Origin of the sequence: Halobacillus halophilus (genome assembly GCF_020171985.1) — a bacterium.
In the GTDB taxonomy this organism is placed as follows: Bacteria; Bacillota; Bacilli; order Bacillales; family Halobacillaceae; genus Halobacillus; species Halobacillus halophilus_A.
Genome location: NZ_JAIVAL010000005.1, coordinates 17,221 through 34,145, shown reverse-complemented (window position 1 = coordinate 34,145; position 16,925 = coordinate 17,221). Strand labels below are relative to the sequence as shown.

Here is a 16,925-nt window from a genome sequence, read left to right as displayed (position 1 = left end):
TCAAGTTTGCTTGATTATAGAAGTAGGTTCCTATAAAGTGAAAATTGGATTAGGTTATTATATGACCAAATGGAGGGAAAGATATGACACATGTACGATTTGACTATGAAAAGGCGTTGCCATTTTTCGGTAAACATGAATTGGATTATATGCAGGATGCCGTTACTCTAGCTCATGAAGCTTTACACGGAAAAAAAGGCCCAGGAAGTGATTTTCTAGGTTGGGTGGATCTGCCGGAAGATTATGATGAAGAAGAATTCGAACGTATCCATCAATCAGCTGAAAAAATTAAATCAGACTCTGATGTTCTCCTTGTAATAGGTATTGGCGGGTCTTATCTTGGGGCACGAGCAGCTCTTGAGATGCTGAATCACAGTTTCTACAATGAACTCGCCTCTGAGGATCGTAATACTCCGCAAGTGTTCTTCGTAGGCAATAGTATTAGTGCTCCTTATATGAATGAACTTTTTGATGTACTTAAAAATAAGGATGTTTCAATTAATGTAATTTCTAAAAGCGGAACAACAACAGAACCTGCCATTGCTTTTCGCCTTTTCCGCAAGTTTCTGGAAGATAAGTACGGAGTAGAGGAAGCACGTAAACGTATTTACGCTACCACGGATAAGAAAAAAGGTGCTTTAAAGACGTTGGCTTCAGAGCAAGGATATGAAACCTTCGTCGTTCCCGATGACGTGGGCGGACGCTATTCCGTTTTGACCGCTGTAGGACTGCTTCCGATTGCGGCAAGCGGAATTAATATTAATGAAATGATGAAAGGCGCTCAGGCTGCACGACAGGAGTTAAGCTCAAGTAAACTTACAGAAAATCCTGCTTACCAATATGCAGCTGTTCGCAATGTACTTTATAACAAAGGAAAAACCATTGAAATGTTAGTGAACTATGAGCCATCTCTGCAGTATTTTGGTGAGTGGTGGAAGCAGCTGTTTGGGGAAAGTGAAGGAAAAGATCAAAAAGGTATCTTCCCTGCTTCAGCAAATTTCTCCACAGACTTGCACTCGCTTGGTCAGTATGTTCAGGATGGGCGAAAAGACTTGTTTGAAACTGTGCTCCATGTTGAGCAGCCTGCTTCTGATATTACGATTGAAGAAGATGAACAGAATTTAGACGGCTTGAACTATTTAGCAGGTAAAACCGTTGATCAGGTAAATGAAAAAGCGTATCAAGGCACTATGCTCGCTCATACTGACGGACAAGTTCCAAACCTTATTCTTCATCTTCCTGAAAGAAATGCTTATACGTTTGGTTATCTTGTGTATTTCTTCGAGAAGGCTTGTGCGATCAGCGGATACTTACTTGGCGTCAACCCGTTTGATCAGCCTGGAGTGGAAGCATACAAGAGAAATATGTTTGCCCTTTTAGGGAAACCAGGGTTTGAAAAAGAGAAAGAACAGCTTGAAAAACGCCTGTAAGTTACGTTTTATTATGTGTAGAGGATAGGAAATAATTAACACCTCAGGTCATCCATATTTTGGATGACCTGAGGTGTTTTTAATTGGGCAAGCTAGTCCTTAAAAGGAGTGAATAGAATGATACCATTATCTTCATCGCTTACAGGAAAAGTATATCGATTTACGGATGCAGAACTTGCCCTAAAACCAATTGGTTTTAAGCTTTCGGACAACTGGGATTACGAACATGGATACTTCGATTATAAAATCGATGATCATGTAGGCTATCAGTTTATACGACTGCCGTTTACAATGGAGTCTGGATCTATGGATGCTCCTACTGACTATGCAACTATACGCATGGAAGAACCTTTCCTACTCTCTCATAAATACAATCCAGGTCTTGATGATAACGTTAAGGAAGGTAATTTCCGGGCAATTTTTGATCAATTCTCAGAGCCAGTAGATAAAGACGCTTCATTTCCAGAGGAGCACATAAGTACAGGGCAGGAAGTGCTGGCAGAAGCCGAGCAAGCTTTATTGACGAAGCGGGGAGAAGACGATTAAATAATCTCCTTTTTCCAATTTCATTTCTCCATCGAGATCAAAAGAGACTTCTTTCCCCTTTTTAATACCGATAATTTGGCAGCTTTTCTTCAAGAAGTATTCAAGAGCTTGAATGATAGGCTGCCCTTCCAAATTTTCAGGTACTTTTTCTTCATGAAATTGTCTGGTCGTCAATAAATCCAGTAACAACTCAAAAGGCTGAACTGGATCATTACGATAAAGTTCGTGGAAGAATAGACTGCTCATAAAATCATTTGATCGAATTACTGTGTTTGCTCCTGCTCTTTCCGCATTAATTCTCTGTCTGTCAGTCAATACCTCGGCAATTATAAATAATTCCGGGTGATGGCCTTTTAGCGCTACCGTCTGGTGAATAACGGATTGGTCTGATTGTTCTTCCCGTTTAGAAGGGTCTGCGGTAATAACCGCCATTCTCGCCTCGCAAAGATTCGCTTTTAAGAGAATGTCTTCGTCAGTAGCATCTCCCTTGATAAAATGTACATAGGACAAATTACGGTAAAATTCGTGCATCGTACGATCAATGAGAACAATTCTCTCCTGTATTCCCTGAAATCCCATCATATCTATGAGCTGCCTTGTTCTTTCGTTCCAACCGATGATCACCAGATGATTGGACCCACGGAAGTCCACCTCCCCCCGAACTAAAGCTTCTTCATGTTTCACTGTAGAGGCTGACAAAGTTGCCATGTAGAAGGTTACCAGTCCGCCTCCAGTTAAGATAAGTAGAATAGCCGTAATCTTTCCCAGGGCACTCAATGGGACATAGTCTCCATAACCTACTGTTGCCCCGGTAACAAACGCCCACCATACCCCGTCAAATAAAGTAGGGAAGCTCCGCGGCTCAATCCAATGGATAATCATACCGAAAAAAGTCATCATCACGATGACTGTCCCTAAAAGTCTTAAGAATAAAGGTATTTGAAAATATAGACGAACGAAGGATTGCATCATGAATGCCCCTTTTTTAGTTCATTATAACTAATAAAAAGATGATTCAAACATAAAAAAACTTGCCCTAATCGCTTAGGGGCAAGTTAACTTTAAACTTATGCTAATGTTCTTATCATATCCTTATAAACATAATGCCAGAAATTCTGATGATCGCGATAAGCTTTTGTGATAAAAGTAAGCATCTGTTTCTGCTTTTCCTGATAATCTTTTGTTTCTTTCTCAGGGAGGCTTCCAATGGAATCATCCAAAAACGTTTGCAGCTCTGGTGCTCTTGGCCCCCATGAACAAATCTCTTCCCCATCTCTATCTATGAAGATGATAATCGGTATTGAACGGGATTTCCCGTTGGTAAGATACCGGTCCATTAATTCAAGGTTATCATCACGTCTTAGAAAATGTGTTTCAATATGACCAGCTTCCGCTAATCGAAGAAAAATAGGGACATTTAACATCGCATCTCCGCACCAGTCTTCCGTAAGAACCACGGCACGTATATCTTTTTTCTGAAGTTTTTCAAAAAAAGGATAGTCCTCAGTAGAGATATTAAAGTGCTCATATATATATATAAGATCTTTTTGGAACTTGTCCATTGAATCCACGTATTCTTGCGCAGTCATTCCTTTTTGAAACCAGTCTTCCAAATTCATCGAAACCCCTCCTTCTAATTATTACATCTCAATACTTTCCCTAAAGAATGATGGTTTAAGCATGATTTAGAAAACTTAGTGACTTTTTTGATATGATGATGAGAGACAAAGGAGGAATAATAAATGAATGAAAACCGATTGGATTTTTTACTTGAATTGCTACAGACTCCCTCTCCTTCAAGTATGGAGATGGAGATTCAAAAACGCTGGATTAAAGAAGTGAAACCATTTGCTCATGAAGTGAGAACGGATCATGCCGGAAATGCTATTGCGATTTTGAATCCGGAAGCGGATTTCAAAGTGCTGCTGGCCGGCCACTGTGATGAAATCGCATTGGTGATTAATCGAATTGATGACCAGGGATACCTTCATTTTGATAAAATGGGAGGAATTAACCCGAAAGCTGCTGTTGGCATGAAAGTCACGATATTAGGTTATGAGAGAACGTTGACAGGGGTAATAGGCGTTAATGCTCAACACCATGGAGGATTAAAAGGAGACTTCGGGGTTGATGATTTATTCATTGATTGTGGTGCAAAATCTAAAGAAGAGATAGAAAAACTAGTGCAAATTGGTGATTTAGCAGTTTATAAACGTAGCCCAGAAGTTATGATGGACCGCTACATAGCTGGACGAGGATTGGATAATCGTACCGGTCAATTCATTGTAGGAGAAGTACTCAGACGCTTATCTGAAAAACAAGTTAAAGTGGGGGTGTATGCGGCAAGTACGGTTAATGAAGAAACCAATATGGGAGGTGCGTTCTTTGCTGCTGCAGGTATTGAACCCACGATGGCTATTGCCTGTGATGTTACTTTCGCTACAGATTATCCAGGAGTGAACAAAAATAAATACGGGGATATTCAGTTAGATGAAGGTCCTGTGCTAGCAAAAGGTGCGCCAATCAATCGTAAAATCAACCAATTGCTGGAGAAAACGGCTAAAAAGCTGGATATGAAAGTACAGTACGAACTCACTCCTAGAATGACAGGTACAGATGCAGATAAAATGCGTCTTACTGGAAAGGGTGTTCCAGTAAGCCTTGTATCTCTACCTCTTCGGTACATGCACTCTCCGGTAGAAACCGTAAGCATTAAGGATATCGACGAAGAAATTGACTTGTTAGTAGAAATGATTGCCAGTATGACAGGCGAAGAAAATTTAAATCCATTAGAAGATTAATAAAAGTACGATGAGCCCCGTTTCAAGTTATGTTCTTAGTTAATTCACTCCTGGTTTGGAATAATTCTTGATTCTTTGGATATACTATCCATTAATGTATAAAGTTTATTTCCTTAACGAAGGAGAGAGCGGAATGGATCGGGAATTACTTCATCAACGTATTATGTCTCTAAAGGGAAGAATAAGTACGGGAGAGTTAACGTTTAATGGATGCGAAGAATATGTATTTCATCAGCTGGATAAAGTAAAAGAGTTAGAAGATGGTTTAGTAGATATTAATACTGTATCGTCTTCTTTGAGATTGTTGCTTAACGCGGCAGAAACCCATAAAAGAGAAGGCATGATGAGTGGATAAAGACATAACGGAAGTTCCCCCTTATTGTACATGAGGGGGGCTTATTTATTTCCAGAGATACAGATTATAGCATCACCAACGTTCTATACGGCAAAAATAGTAGAATTTCGACAAAAACTTCGGAGTCTTTCCAAGAAAATTAGACTTATATAGACACGTGGTTAAGGTAGAATGATTATTGAAGATGGTTACTGAACAAGGATACTGAGTTGTTCAGCAGTTATGTCGATAAGGAGTAGTCCATCTCTCCACAATAGACAATAAATAGGAGTGTACCTGATGATATCTGGAGATTTTCTATCTGCCGGCACCTTAATGGAAAAAAGTTATTTTGACGTGGAACCTGTAAGCCGAAGGGTTAAGGTGTATGATCTGCCTGATGATGTAAGTGGGTTTCTAAAGGAGCTTACGCATGCAGCCTATAAAAATGACTGTGATAAGCTTATTTTTTATGTGAAAACTGGAAGTAAAGAAGAGGGAGATTTACAAGCACATTCCTGTAAATTTGAAGGAGAAATTAAAGGTTTTTTCCGTGGAGATGATACAAGAGTTTATGCTAAATATTTAAACCCTGCGAGAGAAAAGAAAAAAGAGGGAAACGTTATTGATTATGTTAAACAATTGAATCATTCTTCCACCTCCAGAGCTAAAAAGCTAATCGATGGTTATACCATGAAGTGGGGTAGAGAAGAGAATGCTGAAGAAATGGCTGAACTCTATCAAACTGCTTTTGCTAAGTATCCTACTCCTATCCATAATCCAGAGTATATTGTTGACATGATGAACGATCATGTTCATTTTGCGCTCATTTTTAAAGGTGATAAGTTAGTTAGTGCCTGTTCTGCTGATGTATTTCCTGAATATAAAGCAGCAGAATTTACAGACTGTGCAACCTTACCTGAACATAGAGGGAAAGGTCTTTTATCTCATCAGTATCCTTTTCTTGAAGAAAAAGCGAAAGAATTAGGAATTCATACAATGTTTTCCTATACAAGGGCAACTTCAATGGGAATGAATATTGTGGCTGCTCAGCAAGGATTTACTTATGGAGGGTGCATGATTCAGAATAGCTGGATCGGGACGGGACTGGAAGATATGAATATCTGGTATAAAATTCTTTGAAACGGAACAGGACAGCTCCTAGCTGTCCTGTTTTTTTATACATAAAATATTTTTAAAATTAACTTAAAAATTCACTTGTATTTAGGATAAACAGGTCTTTCGTGGAGATTCTAACAAAATGTTGCTTAATTATTTCAAGGATAGGTGAAAATCATATGCCAAGGCTTAATCAAGAAACAAATTCATTTAAATTTACCAATCAAAATGATCGCAAGCGGTTGAACGGAAGGCAGATGGGACCGCTTAGAATTAATCATGAACGACCAGAGCGCGGCAGTAAAGTAGCGTTAATTGGGTGGAGTGTGCCGTCCATTGAAGCTATGCAGCACATGAATAAACCATATATAGTGGTCAGCCATGAAGATTTTAAACCATATGCTGAGCAGCATAACATTCCTTTTTTTGCATGGGATTTTGGAAAACCAAGCCATTACCAGGAGGTTTATGAACGATCAGGGGATCTTTACGCACAGTTAGTAGAATTGGATGTTGGTCATGCGATTCCTATTTTCGAGGAAACAGTAGAGTGGTCTGGCGCATTGAATGCCCGGCTGCGTAATGACCCAAATGTATTCGAACACTCTATTCTCTTTAGAGATAAAGCGATGATGAAGCGCAGGGCTCATATAGGTGGGTTAAAAGTAGGCGTATTTGAAGAGGTAGAAAATAAGGAAGAGGTAAAACGTTTTTTCAGAAGGGTTAACCAATCCCTGTTGAAAAACCATAGTCAGGATCCTGATCCCATCCATTTCAAAGCATTAAATAAGGCAGGAGCCGCAGGTCATCGCATGATATTTTCAGAAGAAGATATCGAAAGCAAGTTAACGGATGAAAGCTTTCCCGGCCTTGTAGAGAGTCATCTGCATGGGATGGAAATTTCATGTGAGGTTTTCATTCATAGGGGTGAAATCAAGTTTCTGAATATCACAGAATATGTCCTTCTTGGATACTCCAGTATGGTTCCGCCATCAGCTGCTTTAGAACACTATCGCCCTTTGATAGTAGAAGAAGTGGAGAAACTTATCCAGGCGTTTGATATTCAATACGGCATGATTCATCCAGAATTCTTTATTACGGATCAGGAAGAGGTTTACTTTGGAGAGGTCGCCTACCGGATTCCGGGCGGTCATATATTTGAACTGATTCAAAAAGTTTACAAGTTCAATCCATTTGGTGCTCATCTTCTTTGTTGCGATCCTCATACAACTCAGGAAGAGTTGGAAAAATACGTACCTAAAGAAGTAGAAGCCGACGGACATGCGGGAAGTTTCTTAGTCTATCCCCGCAAGAAAACTGTAAGTCGAGTGCAAATTCCGCCTGAGATGGAAAGTCATCCGAGTTTTGATAAACATACGTTGTATAAGCCCACGATTACAAAGTTTCAGGATACAAATGAAGGTTATGGAAATCACTGGGGAACGGTATTTTTGCACGGGAATGACAGCGAAGAGATTTCACAGTTATTAACCGATTATGTAGACTATGATTTTTATATTTAGGAGGAAGCACATGCGATGGCAGTAGAAATGGATACATCTAAAATTGAGGCTTTTAAACAAGAACTGGAGACTATGGAGTCTACTTATTCATTTGCAAAGTCCATGTATCAAAGTAATGTATTACAGGCAGCGGCTAAGCTGATGGATGATGAGGAAGGTTTATCAGCGCTATACCAACTTGCGGAACGCTATGAACAAGCTGGCATTTTCCAGGACAGTCCCTGGGAAGACCCGTCTAAACTGCAGCCTTATCTTGTTAAAGGATCTCTGCAGGCAGGTGGTTTAACAACCATTTCAGAAATGCTAAGTGAATTAAGAATGGTGGCAATAGCCAAAGGGGTGTACAAGCGGGAAGGGGTTTCAGAAGGTCAGGCTCAGTCTTTTCTGCACGAAGTTATGGCTTTAAACATAGACATTCTATTTCCAGAAGAAACAGAAGCGGCGCGAATTGAAGGAGAAGGAAAAGAAAAAGACCGGATGGAGCGCTTATTTCAATTCTTAGAAGAAAAGTTATCATTAGCTTCTATTTCAGGCGAACTTGTGAAAGAAATCAGTGGTCTTATTGCACAGCGTCCCATCATGGTAAATAGGATAGTTAAAATGGTAAATCATGCCGAAAAGTTATTGGAAAAAGATATTGCGGAGTCAGATAGAAAATCCATCCAAACCTACGTAGACGCTATTAAAGGCAGAACGAAAAAAAGCAAAAACTGTGACACCAAAAAATACAGAAATAAAATTAAGAACTTAAAAGAGGATGCCCTTAAGGCTGAAGCCCATTCTTTTGCTAAAACGATGCGTGAAACGGGGCTTGTCGCATCTAATCATGTGGTACTGGTCCGTTACATTAATAAACAGCATCCTCAGTTACTGGCTGAGGCGCTGGATTTAACGAATAAGGGAAAAGCAAATTTAGAAGAACACCTTTCGTTTGTGCAGCAATTAATTAAGGCGGGAATTCATATTCCATTAAGACAGTCGCTATATGGTCTGGCAAAGATGCTGGATCGAGGTGTTCTATCTTCATCGCCGGTTATTCCAGGGATGCGCAGAATTTTTGAATTGGATCTTCATTCAGAAACCAGAAAAGTGCTGTTAAACTCCATTAATGGAAATGAAGGGATTACGGCGAACAGTATACTGATCGCTGGAGTAATCAGCGTACTTGGGCAGCCGCTTGGTATAGGGCAGGGAATGAACCCTACTTGTCAAACAGCGAGAGGAATAAGTCTATGGTCCCTTCATGCTCCCGGGCATTTACTTGACTTAATTGCAAGAGCGGCTAGGGACGGGGATGTGGATCTTACCTTTGAAGGACAAACGATTCACTCCAAAGATTTAAGGGAAGGTTTAGTTGATGATCTACACGATGAATTAGACCCTGTTTCACTAATTCTTGTCCCTCATTTAGATCGGATTTATTCAGAACTGGTGCGTCGTTCTAAATTCCGTGGTGATGATGTTCATAAGTGGGTTAATCCAGCATTTTATGGTAACTGGGTACAAAAAGGTTTTTGCGGTGTGATTGACCCTATGACAGGATCCGTAGCTGATTACCCAGGATTTGTCCGCTTATTTTATGGCACCCATCATCCAGATTATAATGAAGGTTATGAACTGATCTATCCGAACCCTGTTGGAATATTTATTACCAATGCATTTGGGAAATTATTAGGGCTCCACGCCGTTTCTATTCAAAGAATTGCTAAAGACCCGAGTGGAGAAATCCGGATATATTTCTATAACCCAAACAACGATAGCTCTCAGGACTGGGGGCAGGGTATAGAGCCCAGTGTAGAAGGTTGTAATGAGATTCCGGGAGAGTCCTCACTTCCATTCCATCAATTTGTCTCCCGGCTATATGCATTCCATTATAACCAATATGAACAGGGAGACGCTTATGCTGTGGAAGATGAAATTGTCCAACAGGTAGAGAAGTTAGCAAAAGAGAGCTGGGGCGAACAGCATACGTGGGTACAATTATAGAAAAGTGAAAAGATCCCGGTTTGTGAGAAACCGGGATCTTTTTATGGAGATCGCAGAAGGTAAATGAAAGTTGGACCGCCTAAATTAAAGTGCAATTCTTATACTTTTTTTATTACGAATAGTTCCGAAACTCAATTGAAAGTTCTCATTTACCCTTACTAAGGTAAAAATGGTTTATAACTTTAGAGTTGCCATTTTTACACTCTTTGTTTAAAATAAAAGTACAATTACATATCGATTCCATCTTCGGGGCAGGGTGCAATTCCCGACCGACGGTGATGAGCGTATTTGCGCTCTTAGTCCGTGACCCGTTTGGCTTCGTGCTAAACGGTGGACCTGGTGAAAATCCGGGACCGACAGTTACAGTCTGGATGGGAGAAGATGGCGAACGGAACAGGTAGAAGTGTATATATTTCTACCCAGTGTTTCCTATGGACAATTACTCCACCCTAAAGCCCCTTTATGTATGCTTTAGGGTTTTTATTATGGAAATAGGAATGCGTTCACCTTCATCTGGGATGTGAATCGATGAAAAAGATGAAGGAGGAGATCGATGATGAACCCTTATACAGGTCAATCGTCAAATTTGCTTAAATTAATTATATTAGCTCTAATGGGAAGTATTTCTATGGTTTTAATGCTGCTTAATTTTCCTCTCCCTATACTTCCTCAATATTTAAAAGTTGACTTCAGTGAGATACCTGCACTGATTGCGGCTATTCTTTTTACTCCATTAGCGGGAGTCATCGTAGAAGGATTAAAGAATACACTTTATCTCATCTACACAGGGGCTGCTGATCCAGTAGGAGTAGTAGCAAATTTTGCAGCAGGTGTCCTGTTTGTGGTCCCGGCAGCCATGATCTATCATAAGTTCAAATCTACAAAATCATTAGTATCTGGCATAATAGCCAGTTCTATTATTATGGCGGCGGGAATGAGTGTCCTTAACTACTTTCTCATCCTACCGGCATACAGCTGGTTTATGGGGTGGGAAACTATGAGTGCTAATGTTAAATGGATTACCATTTTAGCTGGAATTCTTCCATTTAATGCACTAAAAGGAATCATTATTGGAGCACTATTTGTTCCATTATTTATTAAGCTAAAGCCTTGGATTGAGCAGAAGAGTGTTAGATCTTCCAAAGCTGCCTGAATAATAAAAAGCTGTCCAATTAGTTGGACAGCTTTTTATTATTTAATATTATTCATCTTCTATTTCATCCACTCGATACCGGGCTGTCGGCATAGCTTCTAAACGTTCTACAGGGATAGGTTCACCTGATTTCTCACTCAATCCATAACGGTCTTCTTCCATTCGCTGTAAAGCATCATTGACTTCCATTAATTTCTCACGTGATTTTTCATAAAAAGTCTGCTCTTTTTCCCGTTCGAACTGATCAGTTCCTAAGTTTCCCGGGTGATCGGCTACGCTTGAAATCTCTCCCGTGTCATCATTTTCATAGTCGTTTTTCAATCGATCATCTTTGTATTCCTCGAGCTCTTCTTCTGCTTCTTTTTTCATTTCTAAAAGCTGTTTTTTAAAGGATTCTTTTTGTTTCTCTGTTAACATGTGAAATCGGCCCCTTTTCAATTATTTTTTACAGGTACTACCCCTATGGTACACCTGGATATTGAAATCGTTTCTTGTTCTTCATTCAGGATTTTGACTTCCCAGACCATGGTATTGCGCCCGATATGAATGGGCGTTGCTTTACCGGTGACGTGCCCCTTGCGAATACTCTTAATGTGATTGGCATTAATTTCGATACCAAATATCTGCTGCTTCTCTTCATCCACATTTAAGTATGCGCCTATACTGGCAGCACTTTCAGCTAAGGCTACGCTTGCACCACCGTGTAGGAAGCCCATAGGCTGATGAGTACGATGATCCACAGGCATGCGGATCTGAACATAATGAGCTTGCGCATTTTCAATTTCCATACCTAAGGTTTCCATTAGAGTATTTTTTATTAATTTTTCCATTAGATATCCATCCTTTACCTCATATTTCCCTTTGCATCAGGAGTCAAACCTATAGAAAAAGGATGGCTTGAAGCCATCCTTTTAGTTATCCCAGAGGGATCGAAATCTGCAATAGCATAGAAATGCCCAATAGGACTCCATACCTCGTGTTGGTTTTGGCAGTGGCTACCATTGCCGGCATCATCTCAAGAGGTTGAGATTTTCCTTTAAACCCTTGAATAGCCTGGTAACCTTTCCCTACACTGAATAGGGTAATAAATGACCAATAGGGCAAAATGCTAAAGATAATTAATGCGATCGTCAGTCCGTAGGCAATTAGAAAAAGGACAGTTAAAAAGCGAATTGATCCTTTATGACCAAATAGTATAGCTAATGTTCTTCTGCCGTTTTCGGCATCGCCCACTCTGTCTCGAATATTGTTAGCAAGCAGAATGGTTCCAACAAATATAGCGACGGGAATGGAAACAAGAACAACCTCCCATGAAATCGTCAATCGCTGGATATAATAACTAATCCCTACAATAATCGTTCCCATAAAAAAACCTGCTGTCAATTCTCCGAATGGTGTATAGGCAATTGGGTAAGGCCCGCCTGTATACAGGTATCCAAATAGCATGGAAACAAGACCGATAACAGCGATCCACCAGCTTGATGCGATACAAATATATATCCCTAACAATCCAGCCATAACAAAAAAGCCAATAGCAAGGGAACGTACCACACTCGGGCTGATGCCGTCTCTTACAATTGTCCCGCCAATACCAACGGAATTCTCATTGTCCAGTCCTCTTACATAGTCGTAATATTCATTAAACATGTTTGTTGCAGCTTGAATGAGGATAGAAGCTAATAACATTGCGGCAAATAACCCCAAATTGATCGGCTGTTCCATTGCAGCAAGCATTGTTCCTACAAATACAGGAACAAAGGCAGCCGTCAGAGTATGAGGTCTTAGCAGCCTCCACCATACCTGGAAACCTTCACGTTCATTCAAGGAAGCTTTCATGTTTTGATTTGGAACAGAGCTCATAGATGTCCTCTCCCTTGTACTTTAACTACTCATATGATAACAAATTAAGTTTAGAGAAACACTTCTTGAGTGTCAATACATGTATTAAACTGTAAGATTGGGTGGACAATTCTTGAGTCAAGGGAAAAAAGAGAATAAAATAGATGTAGATGAAACTTTACTGAATCTAAATAAACGGTTTTTGAATTGTTATAAATGTATAACGATGTCCCCTGAGGAATGGGAGGAATTTTGATGCTTCATACACAAGCACCTCAAATAGATGAAATAATTGAAAATGCCATAAATCAGGCGCAAGAAAGAAATGAACCACAATTGATTAGTGTGGTGGATCAAATAGAACCATCCGATCCATTTCAATTTCTGGATGCTGGAACTTCCATAAACAATCATTGCTTGTTTTGGCGAAGCGCTGAGGAAGATTTTACAATGGTGGCTGTCGGATCAGCCTATAAAATGTATGCGGAAAACGAAAATCGCTTTAAAGAAATACAGGTCATGTGGGACAACATCCATCAAAGTGCATCGACATATGATGAATTCAATGAAAAGGGGACAGGGATCGTTGCGCTTGGAGGATTTAGTTTTGATTCCAATCAAAATGAACAAGTTCCATGGGAAGCTTTCCCTGATAGCCAGATGACCATACCGGCTTTTCTATTGACCAATAAGGGTTCTGAATCTTATTTGACAACAAATGTTCTGATATTTCCAGAAGACCACAAGCAGCAGATAATCACGCAATTATCTACACATCGTGAAACTTTACTGAAAGCTGGGCATCAGACGTTTGAGTTGCCGGTAAGAACAGACTCAGAAGAAATTGATCCATCCGGTTGGAAGAAATCGATTGAACAGGCAACAGAAGATATCAAAAAAGGCTTATTAGATAAAGTGGTTCTTGCCAGAGAATTACGTATTACGTTTGATGACCCTGTGCAGCTTGCAGCTGTTATTAAAGCGTTGGCGGAAACACAGCCTAATAGTTATATTTTTGCTTTTGAAAGCGAAGGAGAATACTTTGTAGGAGCTACACCAGAACGCCTTGCAAAACTTGATAAGCAGCAGCTTGTTTCTACTTGTTTAGCAGGAACCATCCGCCGTGGAAAAACGAAAGAAGAAGATGTACAGCTGGGTGAGGATTTGTTATATGACCCGAAAAACCGGCAGGAGCATCAATTTGTTGTAGAAATGATCCGTCAGGCAGTGGAAGCATGCTGTTATAATGTTCAAATTCCGGAAGCTCCTGTACTATATCCTTTAAAAAATCTTCAGCATCTTTATACTCCGGTAACGGCAGTATTGGAGAAGGGATACACGCTGCTTGATGTTATTGAAAAGCTTCATCCAACACCGGCTCTTGGAGGCATGCCACAGAAAAAATCGGTTGACTATATAAGGACCAATGAAAAGTTAAACAGAGGGTGGTATGCAGGACCTATCGGGTGGTTTGATATGCATAATAATGGGGAATTTGCTGTAGCTATCCGTTCTGCATTGATAAAATCCGATAAAGCCTCCCTATTCGCAGGGTGCGGTGTTGTAGAGGACTCAGACCCGGATGCTGAGTATGAAGAAACACACGTTAAATTAAAACCGATGCTCTCAGTTTTAGGAGGATGTTAATGGAACACGTTGAATCCTTAACCAGATATGTAACACACTTTGTTGACCAGCTCGTCTTTTCGGGGGTAGAGCATGTGGTTATTTCGCCAGGATCAAGGTCAACACCTTTAGCAATGACCTTTGCAGAGCATTCCGAGATGAACCATTGGGTTCATCTTGATGAACGCTCTGCGGCTTTTTTTGCGTTAGGAATTGCTAAAGAACAACATAAACCAGTAGCTCTTGTATGTACATCAGGCACCGCAGCGGCAAATTACTACCCTGCTATTGTAGAAGCTCATTACAGCCGTGTTCCTTTGCTGGTGCTTACAGCGGATCGTCCACATGAACTCAGGGATACAGGTGCCCCTCAGGCTATTGATCAAACAGATTTGTTTGGAGACTATGTCAGGTGGTATCATGACCTTGCCGTTCCCGAAGAAGGACTTCATATGTACGGCAGGCGTCAGGCTGCAAGAGCAGTAGAAGAAGCTGTAGGGAATCATCCTGGACCTGTTCATTTGAACCTTCCATTCCGTGAGCCACTGATACCTGATTTTAATTTGCAAGGGCTTTGGAGAGAGGGAGTCAAGCCTATTCCTCGTGCTTTATCTGGAAACCCCTCCCTTCAGGAAGAAGTGCTTGAGGAATTGTTTCAAAGGTTGAAGGGTTATGAGCGGGGAGTGATCGTGGTAGGTCCGCAGACAGAAGAAAAACTTGCTCCCTTTGTAACAACGCTCGCTGCCAGACTTGGTGTTCCTATACTGGCAGACCCGCTATCTCAATTAAGAGCGGGGGCCCATGATAAGAGAAACATCATAGAGAATTATGATGCTCTATTAAAGTCTGAACACATTCAAGAATTAATTGAACCAGATTATATTCTTCGCTTTGGTGCAATGCCTGTGTCGAAAGCTTATTTAAAATGGGTAAAAAAAATTGAACGGCAAGTGGATCATTTTATAGTGGATGCGTACAAAAGTTACCGCGAGCCTGCGGGGATCAGTGCCCAATTTATATGGAGCGACCCTGCATTCTTTTGCAGTAGATTGTCCGGCTACTTTCTAGAAGGAAGTTATGAAACAGATTGGCTGGAACTATGGCATAAGTTAAACAGCACCGCTAAGAATCAAATGTTGAGTGAGCCTGAAGACCAAATGAATGAAGGTCATGCTGTTGTATATTTGTCAGAATTTCTTCCTGATCATTCTAATTTATTCGTTGGAAACAGCATGCCGATAAGGGATGTGGACAGTTTCTTTATGTCTACTCCTAAATCCGTTAAGGTACTCGCGAACCGAGGTGCTAATGGGATTGATGGAGTTCTTTCTGCTGCCCTGGGCTCCTCTATTTCAGGGCGCAGGACGACTTTGTTACTTGGTGATTTGTCTTTTTATCATGATTTTAATGGTATGTTAATTGCCAAGCAAAAGAGGCTTCCGCTTACTATTGTAGTGATTAACAATAATGGGGGAGGCATTTTCTCTTATCTCCCACAAGTGAAGCATCCTGACCACTTTGAAGAGTTGTTCGGTACACCGCTGGATTTGGATTTTTCAAAAATAGTGGAAATGTACGGGGGCATTCACAGAAGGGCAGAGAGTTGGGAGGATTATAAGAAAGCATTAGCGGAAAGCTATGGTTACGATGGTCTTTTCGTGGTTGAAGTCATTACGAATCGTGAAGATCACGTTACCTTTCATAAAGCTAAGTGGCAGAGCATTGAGGAATCTATTACTACTTGGAGCGGAGATGAATGCTGATAACGGCTGAAGAACGCAGTTACTGGGTAGAGGATACTGGGAGCGGGCCTGTCTGGTTGTTGCTGCACGGTTTTACAGGAAGTACACATACTTTTGACGAGTGTTTAAATTATATGAATAAAGAGTGCCGCTTTATAAAGATAGACCTGCCCGGCCATGCAAGAACAGGTCCGGTCGGAAGCTTATCCATGGAGAAGTTCTGTTTAGATTTATCCTTAATTTTAGATAAACTTGGCGTTGAAGAAATAAATATCATGGGTTATTCGCTTGGAGGAAGAACGGCATTGTCATTTGCTTTAATTTATCCTAGAAGAGTCAGTCGTTTGATTCTGGAAAGTGCTTCTCCCGGGCTGCCTTCAGAATTAGAAAGAATAGAACGACGGGCAAAGGATCAGCGATTAGCCGATTTATTACATCGTAAAGGTATAAGAAGTTTCGTTAAATATTGGGAATCTCTTCCGCTATTTGAAACTCTTAACAAGCTTCCCGAACAACGCAGAAAGACCCTGAGAGAAGAACGCACCAGTCACTCCGCTGAAGGGTTGGCAGACTCCCTGGAAGGAATGGGTACAGGCTCTCAGCCTTCCTGGTGGAACCAACTTAAGGAGGTAAAGGCAGAGGTGCTGCTTGTCACAGGGAAAGAAGATGTAAAATTTCGCTCAATTAATCAGCACATGGAGCAGAGGTTATTAAGCGCTAATTGGGTAGAGGTGGCAGAGGCCGGTCACACGGTTCATCTCGAAAAACCACGAGTTTTTGCTAAAATTGTTGAGAATTTCATGATATAATTAACAATGTATGTAAG

16 protein-coding genes and 1 riboswitch are annotated in these 16,925 nt (G+C 40.6%); of the genes, 11 read left to right on the top strand and 5 right to left on the bottom strand.

All coding sequences use genetic code 11. The features are described from left to right. The first annotated feature begins 83 nt into the window (after window positions 1–83). Together LCM11_RS10005 and LCM11_RS10000 are read left to right on the top strand one after the other, a co-directional pair. The gene (locus tag LCM11_RS10005; RefSeq protein WP_224894107.1) at window positions 84–1,430 is read left to right on the top strand and encodes a glucose-6-phosphate isomerase; all 1,347 of its coding nucleotides are present in this window, start codon (window positions 84–86) and stop codon (window positions 1,428–1,430) included. Window positions 1,431–1,547: 117 nt separating this feature from the next. Further along, window positions 1,548–1,976, top strand: a complete 429-nt coding sequence (locus LCM11_RS10000; protein WP_224894106.1) for a YugN-like family protein — start codon at window positions 1,548–1,550, stop codon at window positions 1,974–1,976. Here the strand turns inward: LCM11_RS10000 and LCM11_RS09995 are convergent. Both LCM11_RS09995 and LCM11_RS09990 read right to left on the bottom strand, forming a co-directional pair. Beyond that, entirely contained in the window at window positions 1,947–2,945 is a 999-nt protein-coding gene (locus LCM11_RS09995; RefSeq protein WP_224894105.1) for a potassium channel family protein, read from the bottom strand. The two genes, LCM11_RS10000 and LCM11_RS09995, sit on opposite strands and share 30 nt — an antisense overlap. A gap of 98 nt (window positions 2,946–3,043) precedes the next feature. After that, a complete protein-coding gene (locus LCM11_RS09990) occupies window positions 3,044–3,595 on the bottom strand; it encodes a thioredoxin family protein (RefSeq protein ID WP_224894104.1) in 552 nt (183 codons plus the stop codon). Window positions 3,596–3,718: 123 nt separating this feature from the next. On the opposite strand from LCM11_RS09990, the gene LCM11_RS09985 reads away from it, so the two are divergent. The 6 genes from LCM11_RS09985 to LCM11_RS09960 all read left to right on the top strand — a co-directional run bounded on the left by LCM11_RS09985 (window position 3,719) and on the right by LCM11_RS09960 (window position 10,892). After that, window positions 3,719–4,777, top strand: a complete 1,059-nt coding sequence (locus LCM11_RS09985) for a M20/M25/M40 family metallo-hydrolase (protein ID WP_224894103.1) — start codon at window positions 3,719–3,721, stop codon at window positions 4,775–4,777. A gap of 133 nt (window positions 4,778–4,910) precedes the next feature. Then, window positions 4,911–5,132, top strand: coding sequence for a hypothetical protein (locus tag LCM11_RS09980; RefSeq protein ID WP_224894102.1), 222 nt, complete (start codon window positions 4,911–4,913; stop codon window positions 5,130–5,132). A 279-nt stretch (window positions 5,133–5,411) separates the two neighbouring features. Beyond that, window positions 5,412–6,254 carry a putative beta-lysine N-acetyltransferase gene (gene ablB / locus LCM11_RS09975; protein WP_224894101.1) on the top strand — a complete coding sequence of 281 codons (843 nt, stop codon included), beginning with the start codon at window positions 5,412–5,414 and terminating at the stop codon, window positions 6,252–6,254. A gap of 155 nt (window positions 6,255–6,409) precedes the next feature. Beyond that, window positions 6,410–7,753 (top strand): ATP-grasp domain-containing protein, encoded by a 1,344-nt coding sequence (locus LCM11_RS09970; protein WP_224894100.1) that lies wholly within the window; start codon window positions 6,410–6,412, stop codon window positions 7,751–7,753. A 15-nt stretch (window positions 7,754–7,768) separates the two neighbouring features. Then, window positions 7,769–9,739, top strand: a complete 1,971-nt coding sequence (locus LCM11_RS09965; protein ID WP_224894099.1) for a hypothetical protein — start codon at window positions 7,769–7,771, stop codon at window positions 9,737–9,739. Window positions 9,740–9,977: 238 nt separating this feature from the next. Then, window positions 9,978–10,126: riboswitch (FMN riboswitch) on the top strand. A 166-nt stretch (window positions 10,127–10,292) separates the two neighbouring features. Then, window positions 10,293–10,892 (top strand): ECF transporter S component, encoded by a 600-nt coding sequence (locus LCM11_RS09960; protein WP_224894098.1) that lies wholly within the window; start codon window positions 10,293–10,295, stop codon window positions 10,890–10,892. Window positions 10,893–10,940: 48 nt separating this feature from the next. On the opposite strand, the gene LCM11_RS09955 is transcribed toward LCM11_RS09960, so the two are convergent. The 3 genes from LCM11_RS09955 to LCM11_RS09945 form a co-directional block, all read right to left on the bottom strand. Next, the gene (locus LCM11_RS09955; RefSeq protein WP_224894097.1) at window positions 10,941–11,309 is read right to left on the bottom strand and encodes a hypothetical protein; all 369 of its coding nucleotides are present in this window, start codon (window positions 11,307–11,309) and stop codon (window positions 10,941–10,943) included. 17 nt (window positions 11,310–11,326) lie between these two features. Continuing rightward, complete coding sequence (locus tag LCM11_RS09950) at window positions 11,327–11,722, bottom strand: hotdog fold thioesterase (RefSeq protein WP_224894096.1); 396 nt, start codon at window positions 11,720–11,722, stop codon at window positions 11,327–11,329. Between the two features lie 85 nt (window positions 11,723–11,807). Continuing rightward, window positions 11,808–12,752: a 1,4-dihydroxy-2-naphthoate polyprenyltransferase gene (locus LCM11_RS09945; protein ID WP_224894095.1), complete on the bottom strand. Its 945-nt coding sequence runs from the start codon at window positions 12,750–12,752 to the stop codon at window positions 11,808–11,810. A 234-nt stretch (window positions 12,753–12,986) separates the two neighbouring features. On the opposite strand from LCM11_RS09945, the gene LCM11_RS09940 reads away from it, so the two are divergent. Genes LCM11_RS09940 through menH form a run of 3 tightly spaced genes read left to right on the top strand, consistent with a single transcriptional unit; the run spans window position 12,987 to window position 16,908 of the window. After that, complete coding sequence (locus tag LCM11_RS09940; RefSeq protein ID WP_224894094.1) at window positions 12,987–14,378, top strand: isochorismate synthase MenF; 1,392 nt, start codon at window positions 12,987–12,989, stop codon at window positions 14,376–14,378. Beyond that, the gene (gene menD, locus LCM11_RS09935) at window positions 14,378–16,120 is read left to right on the top strand and encodes a 2-succinyl-5-enolpyruvyl-6-hydroxy-3-cyclohexene-1-carboxylic-acid synthase (RefSeq protein ID WP_224894093.1); all 1,743 of its coding nucleotides are present in this window, start codon (window positions 14,378–14,380) and stop codon (window positions 16,118–16,120) included. The genes LCM11_RS09940 and menD overlap by 1 nt, the downstream gene beginning before the upstream one ends. Continuing rightward, window positions 16,114–16,908: a 2-succinyl-6-hydroxy-2,4-cyclohexadiene-1-carboxylate synthase gene (gene menH, locus LCM11_RS09930; RefSeq protein WP_224894092.1), complete on the top strand. Its 795-nt coding sequence runs from the start codon at window positions 16,114–16,116 to the stop codon at window positions 16,906–16,908. The genes menD and menH overlap by 7 nt, the downstream gene beginning before the upstream one ends. Window positions 16,909–16,925: the final 17 nt, after the last annotated feature.